Genomic DNA, 14,356 nt, shown 5'->3' with positions numbered 1-14,356 from the left:
TTGAATGATTATTTGTTAACAAAACAAAATATATTGTATAAAAATCTAGTGTTTGTTGTTGATAAAGTATAATATTAGTTATATAATATATATGAATCAGAAAATAAGCTTTGCTTGTAATATCTTTTAATATGTGAAAACGGAGGAATATTTATGAACGACAGCAAAAAGAAAGTTGTTATTGTCGGCGGTGTTGCCGGCGGAGCTTCTGCCGCTGCAAGACTCAGACGTCTTGATGAAAACGCAGAAATTGTAATGTTTGAAAAAGGTGAATTTATCTCTTTTGCAAACTGCGGACTTCCTTATTATGTGAGCGGAGAAATTAAGGAGCAGTCTGCCCTTACACTTCAAACACCAAAGAGCTTTAATGCTAGATTTAATGTTGATGTAAGAATACTCAGCGAGGTTATTGCAATAAATCCTGATGTAAAGAAAGTAACAGTTAAAAAAGTTGTAGACGGAACTACATACGAAGAAAGCTATGACGAGCTTGTGCTTTCTATGGGTGCTGACCCTATTAGACCCAATATTAAGGGTATAGAGTCAAATAAAGTTTTCACAATCAGAAATATTCCTGATACCTTGAGATTGAAGGAATATGTTGATTATAAAAAGCCTCAGAGAGCGGTTGTTGTTGGCGGCGGTTTCATCGGTCTTGAAATTGCAGAAAACATTAAAGCTGTCGGAGTTGATGTAACAATCGTTGAGATGAGCAATCAGGTAATTGCTCCAATCGACTATGATATGGCAGCAGAGGTACATTGTCACTTGAGATCTAAAGGGGTTAAGCTTATGCTTAACAGTGCTTTAGAGGAAATCGAAGAGAAAGACAATGCTCTTGAGGTAACTATAAGCGGTAGAAAAGTTGAAACTGATATGGTTGTTATGGCTATAGGTGTTAAACCTGAAAGTAAAATGGCTATTGAAGCAGGTATTGAGGTAAACTCAAGAGGAGCTATTAAAGTTGACAGCCATATGAGAACAAATATAAAGAATATTTACGCTATCGGCGACGTTATAGAGATTACAAACTTTATAACTAAAGAAAAAAGCTATGTTCCTCTTGCAGGTCCTGCAAACAAACAGGGAAGAATTGTTGCAGATAATATATGCGGCCTTGGAACAGTCTATACCGGAACTCAGGGTTCTTCTGTTATGAAGGTATTCGATATAACTGTTGCATCTACAGGACTTAACGAGAAAGAAGCAAAAAGACAGGTTCTTGATTACGGAAAAGTTTATACATATTCCGCAAACCACGCTACCTACTATCCAGGTGCTTCCATGATGGCTATAAAGACCATATATGAAAAGAAAACAGGAAAGATTTTGGGTGCACAGATTGTTGGCAGAGACGGTGTTGACAAGAGATGCGATGTATATGCAGTTGCTATCAGAGCAAATATGACAGCTTATGATTTGACTAACCTTGAGCTTTGTTATGCTCCTCCTTACGGTTCTGCAAAAGACCCAGTAAATATGGCAGGTTATGTTATAGAAAATACACTTACAGGTAAAGTTGAGCATATTTGCTGGGAGGATTTGGAAGCTGCAAAAGCTGACGAAAACGGTATATTGCTTGATGTAAGAACAGAAGCAGAGGTTGCAAATGCAGGAATCATTGATGGTTTTATAAATATTCCTGTAGATAATCTTAGAGCAAGAATTTCCGAACTTGATAAATCCAAGACAATATATATCACCTGTCAGATTGGACTTAGAGGTTATATTGCAGCGAGAATTCTTTCACAGCTTGGATATAAGTGCAAAAACTTCAGCGGTGGTTATAGATTCTATAAGATACTCGAAGCTGATAAAAATGCTAATAACTAATTTTAAATTTATATACTAACATAAAAAACAGCGTGAGATTTAACGAAAGATAGTCTCACGTTGTCTTTTATGAAAAGCAAAAAAATAAACCGTCGAAAGACGGCTTATAAAAACACGAAATAAAATTTTGTAGTTTTAATAGTGAGTCGAAAGGATAAATATTGACATTTTGTCAAAGTAGAAATATACTTATCAGAGTGACTCGTTTACGACGTAATTTTCAATATCTTTTTTGAAGTCCTCAGGAACATCTCCGTCAACATTAAGAGAAATTGCGCCGGAAAATTCGCTGTTCAGTACACCCATAGAAATAACCCCCATTATTGAATGAGCGTCGATTGAATAATCGTCTTTAGAAATCTTGATACTCAAGTTTTTGTACTTGTTGGCGATGTTAACAATGGACTTTGCATCATCAAGATTTTTAATTATGATATTTCTCGTATACAATTTAAATACCTCCAAAAATCGAAATCAAGTACATGATACCATTTATTTGACGAATAATCAAGTATTTTGAAAAATTTCTTTTGATTTTCTGAAAATTATCTGATATACTATCCGCTGTGGACAGTTTTATTTTTCACAGAAATACTCTACCATTTCATATGGTATTAAAAATATTGAAAAAGGTGATAATTTGAATTTTAATGTGATAACTCTCGGATGTAAAGTGAACCAGTATGAATCACAGGTGATGAGAGAGAATTTGATAAAATCCGGATATATGCCATCCGATAACAAAGAAATAGCTGATATCACAGTTATAAATACATGTACGGTTACCTCTGTCAGTGACAGCAAAAACCGAAAGCTTATAAGAAGAATAAGAAGAGAAAATCCTCATGGAATAATTGTGCTGACCGGATGTATGCCACAGGCATTCCCTGATGATACATCTCTTTTTGAGGGCTGCGATATAGTTTTGGGGAACGCCTCAAGAAAAATGCTTGTCCCGTCAATAGAAAGATATCTTTCCGGCAAACAACAGATTATAGATATAACCGAACATCAAAACTCAGGGGAAGAATTTGAGTCTATGGCGATTTCTGATTTTGACGAGCGTACAAGAGCTTTTGTTAAAATCGAGGACGGCTGCAACAGATTTTGTTCCTACTGCATTATACCTTACGCAAGAGGAAGAGTTAGGTCAAAGAAACTTTCACAGCTTAAAGAGGAAATAGAGGCTCTTGCACAAAAGGGATACAAAGAGGTTGTCCTTGTAGGAATAAATCTCTGCGCCTTTGGCCAGGACACAGGAAGCAATCTCTGCGACGCTGTAGATGTAGCCTGTGCAGTTGATGGAATAGAGCGTGTGAGACTTGGTTCTATAGAGCCTGAAAAGATGGACAAGGAAACTATTAAACGATTGTCTGTTCAGAAAAAGTTCTGTCCGCAGTTCCATCTTTCTCTTCAAAGCGGATGTGATGAAACATTAAAGAGAATGAACAGACATTATACATCTGCTGAATATATGGATATCGTTAAAAATCTTTCAGAAGCCTTTGAAAATCCGGCTTTTACCACAGATGTTATGGTTGGATTTGCAGGGGAGACAGAGGAAGAATTTCAAAAATCTTTGGACTTTGTAAAGTCCGTTGGTTTTGCAAAAGTTCATGTTTTTTCTTATTCAAGAAGAAAGGGAACAGTTGCCGATAAAATGCCTAATCAGGTAAGCCCTGAGGAAAAAGACAGAAGAAGCAAAATTATGATTGAAGAAACAGATAAAAGCCGTCTCGGCTTTTTGGCTTCTCAAAAGGGCAGAACTGAACCCGTTTTAATAGAAACCATTCGCCGTGACGGCTTTCTTGAGGGGTACACAAAGAATTATACCCATGTAAAGATAAAAATAAACAAAGAAGATGAAGAAAGTTTCAAAAAGCTTTGCGGAACATTTGCAGATGTTTATATTGAAAGCTGTGAAAAGGATTGTTGTATAGGCAGTTTAGTACGATAAGGCTTTTATGAGGTTAAAAGATTTCTCATATTTTCAATTTCTTTTGAAGCTTCTTCACTTACAAGAGAGTTGTAGCTGTAAAGTATAAATCCGTTTATATCTGCTTCACGTATGATTTCAATTTGTGTTTTGATAATATCATCACGGTCAAGCCATGTTCCGGAATCGGCGTCACTGCCGGCTTTATAGCCTGCAAGACCGACATACAATTCTACACCCGGAGCAAAGTCAATATCAATCCAATCCTGCAATGCGTCCTCAAAAGTGAGTGCTGGGTTGTCAAGGCTAAAATATATCTGCGGGCAGATATAGTCGGCATATCCTTCAGTAGTACACCAGGTAACTACGTCGGCGTAAAGCTTTGCATTGTTGCTGAGATTTCCCTGAGGAGATATTCCGAAAACTGCGGTGTCGCTTGTTTCATGTACTGTTTTATAGACTTCTCTCAGCATGCTGTTGACGTTTTCCACTCTCCAGTCATCCAGTGACATGGCTTCTTCTCCTTTATTGAGCTGTGAGGAATAATATTCATTATATGCCTCCGAATCGAAGCTTTTATCCTGTGTGGGGTAGAAATAATCGTCAAATTGAATTCCGTCTACGGGATATTTTTCTAATATTTCCCTTACGCCATTGCAGATAAGCTCTGTGACCTCAGGAAAAGCTGGATTAAAATAGATACCTGTGTCCGTTACTACTCCAAGATTTTTATTTTTTATATAGGGGTTGTCATCGCTGAGTGGGTCAGGAAAATCTGTAGTTTTAATTCTGTATGGATTTATCCAAGCTTCTATTCTCAGATTGTTGTCGTGTGCGGCTTTGCACATGTATTCAAGAGGGTCATATGTAAGTTCTGCACCCTGTGTTTGAAAAGTGACATGGGATGTGGGGAAGTAGTCTGAATCATAAAGAGCGTCGGCAAATGGCCTAACCTGAACAATAAGTGTATTAAATCCGTTTTTTAAAGCGTCATCGACTATTGTATCAAATTTACTTTCAAAAGATTCCTGTGAATAGTCGGTGCCGCTCATATTTAAGTCTATATAACTTACCCAAAGTCCACGGACTTCCTCATCTGGAAGCCTTGAGATTTCTTCGGAACTGCTTGAAGATTGATTGTTTTGAGTGCTGTTGTTTTCCGAATGAGGAATTTTGAAATTCTCACCGAAAAAATCTGTCAGCTTTGTGCCTGCACCGGCTATGAGTATAGCGGCAGCTAAAATAATGATAGAAATAAACTTTAACCTATTTGTGATTTTCATTGAACAACACTTCCTATGGAGATGATTTTTATGGATAAAATTTTCATTGTGTATTTAATAGTAATAAATATCATAGCTGTTATTGTGACAGTATTTGATAAGAAAGCTGCTATAAACGGCTGGAGAAGAGTTCCGGAAAAAACCTTGCTTCTTTTGTCGGCAATAGGGGGAAGCGTAGGCATGTATCTTACTATGAGGGGAATCAGACATAAAACTCTGCATGCTAAATTTATGGTTGGTATTCCGGTTATATTCGTGATACAGTGTGTAATTGTATTTTTGCTCTGTAAATATGTGTTTTAATGGCAGGAAGTAAAATGGAAGGTAATTATACAAAAGATTTTTTATCTGCTAATAGCTGTGATAACGGAGCTATCAGCTTTACTGTAGGGGAAAATGATGACGGAAAGCTTTTAAAAGTATTTTTAAAAATCACCTGCGGTGTATCAACCAGAACCTTTACAAAACTGAAAAAAATACCTTTGGGAATAACAAGAAAAGGGCAGCTCATAAAAGCCGATGAAAAGGTTTTTGCAGGTGATGAGATAGTTTTAAAACAGGTCTCAGAAGATAACAATATTATTCCTGTAAAAGGCAGTCTTGATATAGTTTATGAGGACAGTCATATTATTATCATAAATAAGCCTGCGTCTACTCCAGTTCATCCAACAAAAATACATCAGGAAAATACACTTGCAAATTTTTTAAGATACTATAGTCTTGAAAAGGGAGAGGACTACACATTCAGAGCTGTAAACAGACTTGATAAGGATACATCAGGTCTTGTACTGATTGCCAAAGACAGACACTCAGCCGGTATTTTACAGAAACAGGATATTTACAAGGAATACATTGCAGTGTGTACCGGCATTACTCCTGAAAAAGGGACAATAGATAAGCCTATCAAAAAATCAGAAAACAGCACCATGCTGAGAATTATTTCTGACGACGGAGATAAGGCGGTTACCCATTTTGAAAGAATGGACTGTTTTGACAATTCATCCCTTGTTAAACTTTGGCTTGAAACAGGCAGAACACACCAGATTAGGTGTCACATGAGCAGTATAGGTCATCCTCTTGAAGGTGACGACCTTTATGGCGGAAGCCTTGAAAAAATAGAAAGACAAGCGTTACATTGCGCTAAAATGAAATTTTTTCATCCTATTGACGGGAAAGTTATGGAGCTTTGCTGCGACATACCGGAGGATATGAAAAAAATAATCAATACAATGAATTTGTATGAAATAAATATTGAATAAATGACATTTTTGTGATATGATAATAAACAGTTAATATTTAACACTATTTAATCTTGAGAGAAGGTTATTCTAATGCAGGAAATTAAAATTGAACTTACTAAAAATCCTAAGGCTAAGCCACAAGACGAGTCAAAGCTTGGCTTTGGTCAGATATTTACAGATCATATGTTCCTTATGAACTATGACGAGGGCGAAGGCTGGCACAATCCAAGAATTGTTCCTTTTGGACCTATTGAACTCAGCCCGGCTGCTATGTGTCTTCACTATGGCCAGGAAGTTTTCGAGGGCATGAAAGCTTACAGAGGCGCTAACGGCAAGCCATTGCTTTTCCGCCCAGAAAAGAATATGGCAAGACTTAATCTTTCAAACGAAAGACTCTGTATTCCTCTTATTGATGAGGAGTTCTGTGTTGAGGCTATCAAGGCTCTTGTTAAGGTTGACGAGGACTGGATTCCAAAGTCAGAGGGAACATCACTTTACATAAGACCGTTTATTTTCGGTATTGACCCACATGTTGGTGTGCATCCTGCTCATCACCTTATTTTCTGTGTAATCTGCTCTCCTGTTGGAGCATATTATCCAGAGGGTCTTAATCCTGTAAAAATTTATGTTGAACAGAAATATGTTCGTGCCGTTAGAGGCGGTATGGGCTTTACAAAGACAGCTGGTAACTATGCAGCTTCCTTGAAGGCTCAGGACGAGGCTGAGAAGCAGAACTACACTCAGGTTCTCTGGCTTGACGGTGTTGAAAGAAAATACATCGAAGAAGTTGGAACAATGAACGTATTCTTTGTTATCGGCGACGAAGTTGTTACACCTGCTCTTCAGGGTTCAATTCTCGGCGGTATTACAAGACTCAGCACAATCGAACTTCTCCGCAGCTGGGGCTATAAGGTTTCCGAGCGTCAGATTTCAATCGATGAGGTTGCAAAGGCATATGACGAAGGAAAGCTTGTTGAAAGCTTCGGAACAGGTACAGCCGCAGTTATTTCACCTATCGGTGAACTCAAATGGGGCGACAAGATTATGACTATCAACAACGGAGAAATCGGAGAGATTTCTCAGAAGCTTTACGACAATCTTACAGGTATTCAGTGGGGTAAGATTGAAGATAAGTTCGGATGGGTAGTAGAAGTTGAATAATATTATTTTGGCAACTCACTCAATCGTATAAGAGATCTGTGGCGGCCGGATCATGTGTTTTGTGGTTCGGTCGCCTTTTTTGTTTGTTAAGGTGTGGTTATGGAAGAAATAGTGAATAATGAAAAGAAAAACAGAAATTATAGGAAAAATGCAGCTTCCCCAAAACGCTTTAGGTGGGTAAAATATGTATCGGCTCTGGTTGTGATTGTTGGAGCTGCTTTGGTATATCTTTTTTTAACCGGATTTTTTAGTTTGCCAGGATTGTCGAAAGATGTGTATTATATCAGAGAAGGTGAAACTCTGAAAATAGAGGCGGAGGGAACAAGAGGAAGTTCCTTTTCCTCTGAAAATCAAGATATAGCTTCAATCTCGTCGGACGGTACTTTGGAAGGACTAAGTGTAGGAACTACAGAAATAACTATCAGTAATAAATACAATAAAAGCGACAGTGCAAAGGTTGTAGTTGTTGCTCAGCCTGATTCTCTTACTCTTGTTTCCGATAAAGAGTCCATTGCTTCGGGAGAAAAAATGCAGATATCCTTTGATGATGGAGTTGAAGAAATAGAACACAGCGTTACGTACGAGTCACTTAACCCTGATATTGCCTCTGTTGATGCTCAAACCGGAGAGGTTACGGGAATATCCTCCGGAAAAGCTGAAATAAAAGGTACTTTATATAACGGCGTTGAGGAAATTATTACTGTGTATGTCGATGTTACACCGGTTGATTTTAGAATTGAGGACGGAAACGATTCTATAGTTTTGGTTGTAGGGGAAACATCTGTGCTGGCAACCACTGAGGAAAATTCACAGCATCTTTCTTTTGCCTCTTCTGATACTTCTGTTGTGTCAGTTGCTGAGGACGGTACAATAACTGCTGAAGCGGTTGGTGAAACCACAATAAATGTTACAAGATACAATGAATCAGACAGTTGTACTGTGGAAGTAATAGAAATGCCATCGTCGGTTCTTGTCGATATGCCGCAGATTTGTCAAAAGCCGGATTATTATTACGCCTGTGAAAGCGTCAGCGCAGTAATGCTATTACAGGGTATGGGATATGATATCACCCCTAATACATTTATTGACGACTATTTGACAATAAGATATATGACTTTTACAGATGAAGGTATAGCTGCGGCGGATATGAATTCCGCTTTTATAAACAATCCGTATGATTCTTCCGGATACGGTTGTTTCAGTCCGGTAATTGCAAAATCAATAAATAAGTATTTCAGCGATATCGGTGAAACAGAGTACAAGGCTATATATGAAAAGGACATAGAGTTATCAGATATTATAAAGAAATACTTATCAAAGGAACAGCCGGTTTTGCTTTGGGCTACAACATATATGGTTGCATCATATCCGACTGATTCTTGGATAGTTGATTATGTGGATGAGAACGCCGAATATGAAATAGGTGATGTGTTTACTTTCCCTTACAATGAGCATTGTCTGCTTCTTGTGGGATATGATGACTATTATTACTATTTCAACGACCCGCTTTATGGTTCACTTGTTAAATACGATAAGAGTTTGGTAGAATTAAGATATGAACAGATGGGCAAGCAGATTGTAGCGGTGGTCCCTGCGTGAAATTTTGTGTTTATTATATGAAATAGCCTCAAAATTATTGAAAAGCTTTCTATATAATGATATAATAATATGCAGTTAAACGAATTGGCTTTTCGGAGGTTTTTGGATGAAAAAGATATTTACTTTCGCCGCTTTGTTGGTGTTTTGTCTTTCGCTTGCCGGCTGTGCAGCACAGCAGACCACTGCAACAGAATCAGGCATTGCAGATGACATGGATTTGGATTTGATTGTGTACAGGGATGTTCCTGAAGACGATAATGAATTTAATATTGAGCGTTTGACAATAACCTATTCTTGGGTAGGCGGATATGTTGACAGTATTCTCATGCAGTATGATTGCGCAACTGAAGAAGATGCTCAGGCGGCATACGATTCACTTAAGGAAACTTACAGTGACAGTCTGAAAATTGACGGAAAGAGAGTTACTTATAACGAAGATACCGCTGTTTGGAAATATTCAAAATATGATGAGGTTAGAAACTATTATCTTTCAATGTACTGGAGTATAATCGACGATGATAAGTATATTATGGCGATGAGTACAGAGAGCGAAACCTCTGAAACTGCTTCACTCGATGATAATTCAAACGCAACAGAAACAGATGCTACAGAAGCAGCATAAAACAAAATATTTACGCCCTTTCCTTATACTTAGGAAAGGGCGTTTTTGATAGGTTTATTTGATTTTAATTCGTGTTTTGCGGTTTACGCCTTTAATTCCTCCCAGCGCTCCGAAAATTAGAAGTATACCGAATGAAAGAACAGTTCTGTATGTAACTTCTTCAAATCCGCTTATCATTCCGCCTGTTAAAACCAGAATGAATAAAATGCCGCCTACAATGGCTCCGCAGACAATTCCTTTTTCTTTTTTGATTCTTGCGGCTACGTATCCTCCCACAAAAGCGCAGATAACATCGGCTCCTATTACTACACCTAAAACAGCTTCCGAGGAAAATGTTTTTGATACGGAGAACATGAAAGAGCAGAGGGCGACAATAGCGATGTTTATAAGTGCCGCCGTAAATACGCCTAAAATATAAGGGCGTAAAGTAGAAAAAATACTTTTCAATGATATTGTATAGCTATGCAAAAAAACACCTCCGAAAATATATCTTTAGTAGATATATATTCAGAGGTGTATGTTTTATATGTTTCCGGTAAAGCCGAGAAGAAGAAATTTTATTTTGTTTCTTCGTTTTTATCCTCAGACTTATTCTTTTTGAACCAGCCCTTGCTCTTTTTCTCTTCAGCAGGAAGCTCTTTTTCTGTGTCAACAGTTGAGATTGACCAGCGCTTTAATTTCATTTTAACACGGTCGGAACCTGTTTCGATAATGATTGCGTCTTCGTCGTCTCTGATAGCGATAACACGTCCCATAATTCCGCCGATTGTTGTAATCTCGTCGCCGATTTCAAGGCTTTCTCTCATCTTCTGATCCTGTTTCTGTCTTTTTGACTTTGGTCTGATGAGGAAGAGATAGAGCAAACCGAAAATTGCGGCGTAGATAACAATAATCATCAAAAATGAAGTACCGTCAGTGCCGGCTGCGGTGTCAAAAAAGTTTAAGTTCATAATTTCAAATCCACCCTTTCATGATATGCCATACAATTATAGCAGACATTTTCTTTATGTGCAATACTATTAAAGAAAATTATATAAATTTATGCGGAAAACTGGAAAATTCTTCTTTATATTCTCTTTCCAAGTATTTCTCTGTAGTGTCTGTAGTAACTTTCAAATTCACCGTTGTCAAGAGCATTTCTGATTTCTTCCATAAGATTGTTGTAGAAATACAGATTGTGCATAACTGCAAGTCTCATGCCCAGCATCTCACCGCTTTTAAGCAAATGTCTTATATAAGCTCTGCTGAAATTCTTACATACTGGACACTGACACTGGCTGTCGATTGGTGTGTCGTCCAATTCGTATTTTGCGTTTGAAATATTTATTATTCCCGACTTTGTGAAAAGATGTCCGTGACGGGCATTTCTTGAAGGCATAACGCAGTCGAAAAGGTCAACTCCTCTGTAAACAGCTTCCAAAATATTTACAGGAGTTCCGACACCCATGAGATATCTTATTTTGTCTTTTGGAGCATAGGGTTCAACAGCTTCGATTATCTCGTACATAACCTCCGCAGGTTCTCCAACTGCAAGACCTCCGATTGCATAACCGTCAAGATCGAGATCTGCAATGGTTTTCATGTGTTCAATTCTAAGGTCTTTGTATGTGCTTCCCTGGTTTATTCCGAAAAGCATCTGCTCTTTGTTTATTGTATCCTCAAGACTGTTGAGTCTTGTCATTTCCTTTTTGCATCTCTCAAGCCAACGCACGGTTCTTTCTATTGATTTTTTTGTGTAATCGTACGGAGCAGGGTTTTCAATGCACTCGTCAAAAGCCATGGCAATGGTTGAACCTAAGTTTGACTGAATTTGCATACTTTCTTCAGGCCCCATAAATATTTTTCTTCCGTCAATGTGAGAAGAAAAATAAACGCCTTCCTCTTTGATGTTTCTAAGCTTTGCCAAGGAGAATACCTGAAATCCGCCGCTGTCTGTAAGAATAGGGCCGTCCCAGCGTGTGAATTTGTGAAGACCTCCGAGCTGTTTTATAACCTTATCTCCGGGTCTTAAATGCAGGTGATATGTGTTGCAAAGCTGTACCTGACATTTTAAATCCTTTAAATCAAGAGCAGAAACCGCACCCTTTATTGCTCCGCAGGTTGCCACGTTCATAAACGCCGGAGTCTGTACAGTGCCGTGAGGAGTTATAAATTCGGCTCGCCTTGCGCTGCCTTCGGTTTTTATAAGTTTGTACATATTTCAATTTTACCTTTCATACAATAGTTTTTATATAATAAGCATAGCGTCACCAAAGGAGAAAAATCTGTATCTTTTCTCAACGGCTTCTTTGTATGCCGCCATAACGTGTTCATATCCGGCAAAAGCGGAAACCAGCATAATGAGTGTGCTTTCCGGAAGATGGAAGTTTGTTATAAGTCCGTCCAAAACTTTGAATTCGTATCCAGGATAGATGAAAATGCTTGTCCAGCCGTCACTTTCAAGGATTTTTCCGTCGTTAAAGGTTGCGACACTTTCCAAAGTTCTGCATGAGGTTGTTCCTACAGCGATAACCCTGCCGCCGTTTTTCTTTGTTTCGTTAATAAGGTCTGCTGTTTCTTTGGGCAGGTGGTAGTGCTCGCTGTGCATTTTGTGTTCGGTGATGTTTTCAGCCTTTACAGGTCTGAATGTACCAAGTCCCACATGAAGTGTCACATAGCCGATTTTTACGCCTTTTTCCTCTATTTTTTTCAAAAGCTCTTTTGTGAAATGAAGTCCGGCTGTGGGAGCGGCGGCAGAACCTAACTCATGGCTGTAAACTGTCTGGTATCTTTCCTGGTCTTTAAGCTCTGCTGTGATGTAGGGAGGAAGAGGCATTTTTCCAAGCTCCTCCAAAATTGTATAGAAATTTCCCTCACAGGAGAAATCTATAATTCTGTTTCCATCCTCAAGTACATCGGTAATTTTACCTTCCAAAACTCCTGGGGAAAATACAAATTCTGCGCCGACTTTAGCTTTTCTTCCGGGCTTTACAAGGGTTTCCCACCTGTTATTTCCCACGCACTTTAAAAGCAAAAATTCCACATGAGCACCGGTGTCTTTTTTTGTTCCGAAAATTCTCGCAGGCAAAACCCTTGAATCATTTAAAATAAGGCAGTCGCCTGGTTTAAGATAATCCGAAACATCATAAAAATGCTTGTGCTGAGTTTTTCCTGTTTCTCTGTCAAGCACCAGCATTGACGAATGGTCACGAGGCTCCACAGGAGTTTGAGCAATAAGCTCTTCAGGAAGCTCATAAAAATAATCGCTTGTTTTATTCTTTAAGGTCATATACAATCCCTTTCCTAAAATATGTTTATGTATATAAAATGTAATTCTATATGAGTTTTTAGCTAAAATTTGCTTTGTTCACCCGCTTAAAATATACTTTTCTGTAAATAATCAATTGACAATGTTCCTTTACCTGTGGTATATTATACTAAGTATAAACGGTTGAATAGGCTTTTAGCTTTAGGCTGCAATTCATATAATATAATATTATAGAGAAAATGACAACCGCTTTTTCAATTTTTTTATTTTTCGGAGGCAATTATGAAAAAATACAAAGTAGGAATTATCGGCGCAACAGGCATGGTAGGTCAGAGATTTGCTACTCTTCTTGAAAATCATCCTTGGTTTGAGGTTACAGCTTTGGCTGCCAGCAGCAGAAGCGCAGGAAAAACATATAAAGAGTGTGTAGAAGGAAGATGGGCAATGAAAACTCCTCTCCCTGCTTCTATGGCTGATATGGTAGTCATGGATGCTTCTGAGGTTGAAAAAGTTGCTGCTCTTGTAGATTTCGTATTCTGCGCAGTTGACATGAAAAAAGACGAAATCAGAGCTTTGGAAGAGGCATATGCAAAGGCAGAATGCCCTGTTATGTCAAATAACTCAGCACACAGAGGAACACCTGACGTTCCAATGATTATCCCAGAGATAAATGCAGATCATGCAAAAATTATAGAGTCACAGAGAAAGCGTTTGGGAACAAAGAAAGGCTTTGTTGCAGTTAAGTCAAACTGCTCACTTCAGAGCTATGTTCCGGCTATTCATCCTCTCAAGGCTCTTGGTGTAGATAAGGTGCTTGCATGTACATATCAGGCAATTTCCGGCGCAGGAAAAACATTTGAGCGCTGGCCTGAAATGGTAGATAACCTTATTCCTTACATCGGCGGTGAAGAGGAAAAATCAGAGCAGGAGCCTTTGAAGATTTGGGGACATATTGAGGGCGACAAGATTGTAAACTGCGACGATATCGCTATTACATCACAGTGCTTGCGTGTTCCTGTATCCGATGGTCATACAGCAGCCGTATTTATGTCATTTAAAGACGGTGTCGAGAAGCCATCAATTGATGAGATTATAAAGATTTGGGAAAGCTATAAGGGAAGAGCTCAGGAGCTTGAGCTTCCAAGCGCACCAAAGCAGTTCCTGCACTATTTCACAGAGCCTGACCGTCCTCAGATTAAGAGTGAGAGAAATCTTGAAAACGGTATGGCAATTTCTATCGGCAGACTCAGACCAGATTTACAGTACGATTATAAATTTGTTTGCATGTCACACAACACCCTCAGAGGTGCAGCAGGCGGTGCTGTTCTTATGGCAGAGCTTCTCTGCGCAGAGGGTTACCTTGATGACTGATTCAAATTTTATGAATCCAAATAATATAAAGTAACATACTTTATTATAGATAGTAGATAATAA

Annotated in this window: 14 protein-coding genes; 8 read left to right on the top strand and 6 right to left on the bottom strand. The window is 38.4% G+C overall.

Features of this window, described 5'->3' with window-relative positions:
• Positions 1-153 precede the first annotated feature (153 nt).
• Entirely contained in the window at positions 154-1,833 is a 1,680-nt protein-coding gene (locus tag B5F08_RS03715; protein WP_087376499.1) for an FAD-dependent oxidoreductase, read from the top strand.
• Between the two features lie 192 nt (positions 1,834-2,025).
• Here the strand turns inward: B5F08_RS03715 and B5F08_RS03710 are convergent, their stop codons facing one another.
• Complete coding sequence (locus B5F08_RS03710) at positions 2,026-2,283, bottom strand: HPr family phosphocarrier protein (RefSeq protein ID WP_158096205.1); 258 nt, start codon at positions 2,281-2,283, stop codon at positions 2,026-2,028.
• Between the two features lie 202 nt (positions 2,284-2,485).
• Here B5F08_RS03710 and mtaB point away from each other — a divergent pair, with 202 nt between their 5' ends.
• Complete coding sequence (gene mtaB / locus B5F08_RS03705; RefSeq protein WP_275532165.1) at positions 2,486-3,790, top strand: tRNA (N(6)-L-threonylcarbamoyladenosine(37)-C(2))-methylthiotransferase MtaB; 1,305 nt, start codon at positions 2,486-2,488, stop codon at positions 3,788-3,790.
• Positions 3,791-3,795: 5 nt separating this feature from the next.
• On the opposite strand, the gene B5F08_RS03700 is transcribed toward mtaB, so the two are convergent.
• Positions 3,796-5,052, bottom strand: coding sequence for a glycoside hydrolase family 10 protein (locus B5F08_RS03700; protein ID WP_087376494.1), 1,257 nt, complete (start codon positions 5,050-5,052; stop codon positions 3,796-3,798).
• A 30-nt stretch (positions 5,053-5,082) separates the two neighbouring features.
• Here B5F08_RS03700 and B5F08_RS03695 point away from each other — a divergent pair, with 30 nt between their 5' ends.
• From B5F08_RS03695 to B5F08_RS03675, 5 genes are all read left to right on the top strand, one after another.
• Positions 5,083-5,355, top strand: a complete 273-nt coding sequence (locus tag B5F08_RS03695; RefSeq protein ID WP_087376492.1) for a DUF1294 domain-containing protein — start codon at positions 5,083-5,085, stop codon at positions 5,353-5,355.
• A 14-nt stretch (positions 5,356-5,369) separates the two neighbouring features.
• Positions 5,370-6,311: an RluA family pseudouridine synthase gene (locus tag B5F08_RS03690; protein ID WP_158096204.1), complete on the top strand. Its 942-nt coding sequence runs from the start codon at positions 5,370-5,372 to the stop codon at positions 6,309-6,311.
• A 72-nt stretch (positions 6,312-6,383) separates the two neighbouring features.
• Positions 6,384-7,454, top strand: a complete 1,071-nt coding sequence (locus B5F08_RS03685; RefSeq protein WP_087376488.1) for a branched-chain amino acid aminotransferase — start codon at positions 6,384-6,386, stop codon at positions 7,452-7,454.
• A gap of 252 nt (positions 7,455-7,706) precedes the next feature.
• Positions 7,707-9,053: an Ig-like domain-containing protein gene (locus B5F08_RS03680; protein ID WP_158096203.1), complete on the top strand. Its 1,347-nt coding sequence runs from the start codon at positions 7,707-7,709 to the stop codon at positions 9,051-9,053.
• 106 nt (positions 9,054-9,159) lie between these two features.
• Positions 9,160-9,675: a hypothetical protein gene (locus B5F08_RS03675; protein WP_087376484.1), complete on the top strand. Its 516-nt coding sequence runs from the start codon at positions 9,160-9,162 to the stop codon at positions 9,673-9,675.
• Positions 9,676-9,729: 54 nt separating this feature from the next.
• Here the strand turns inward: B5F08_RS03675 and B5F08_RS03670 are convergent, their stop codons facing one another.
• The 4 genes from B5F08_RS03670 to queA form a co-directional block, all read right to left on the bottom strand.
• Complete coding sequence (locus B5F08_RS03670) at positions 9,730-10,143, bottom strand: TIGR04086 family membrane protein (RefSeq protein ID WP_158096202.1); 414 nt, start codon at positions 10,141-10,143, stop codon at positions 9,730-9,732.
• An 89-nt stretch (positions 10,144-10,232) separates the two neighbouring features.
• A complete protein-coding gene (gene yajC, locus B5F08_RS03665) occupies positions 10,233-10,625 on the bottom strand; it encodes a preprotein translocase subunit YajC (protein WP_087376481.1) in 393 nt (130 codons plus the stop codon).
• Positions 10,626-10,741: 116 nt separating this feature from the next.
• The gene (gene tgt / locus B5F08_RS03660) at positions 10,742-11,872 is read right to left on the bottom strand and encodes a tRNA guanosine(34) transglycosylase Tgt (RefSeq protein WP_087376480.1); all 1,131 of its coding nucleotides are present in this window, start codon (positions 11,870-11,872) and stop codon (positions 10,742-10,744) included.
• 30 nt (positions 11,873-11,902) lie between these two features.
• Complete coding sequence (queA, locus tag B5F08_RS03655) at positions 11,903-12,943, bottom strand: tRNA preQ1(34) S-adenosylmethionine ribosyltransferase-isomerase QueA (protein WP_087376479.1); 1,041 nt, start codon at positions 12,941-12,943, stop codon at positions 11,903-11,905.
• A gap of 261 nt (positions 12,944-13,204) precedes the next feature.
• On the opposite strand from queA, the gene asd reads away from it, so the two are divergent.
• A complete protein-coding gene (gene asd / locus B5F08_RS03650) occupies positions 13,205-14,293 on the top strand; it encodes an aspartate-semialdehyde dehydrogenase (protein ID WP_087376478.1) in 1,089 nt (362 codons plus the stop codon).
• Positions 14,294-14,356: the final 63 nt, after the last annotated feature.

Origin of the sequence: Anaeromassilibacillus sp. An172, assembly GCF_002160515.1 — a bacterium.
GTDB classification, from domain to species: domain Bacteria; phylum Bacillota; class Clostridia; order Oscillospirales; family Acutalibacteraceae; genus Limousia; species Limousia pullorum.
This window is presented reverse-complemented; position numbering and strand designations above follow the sequence as displayed.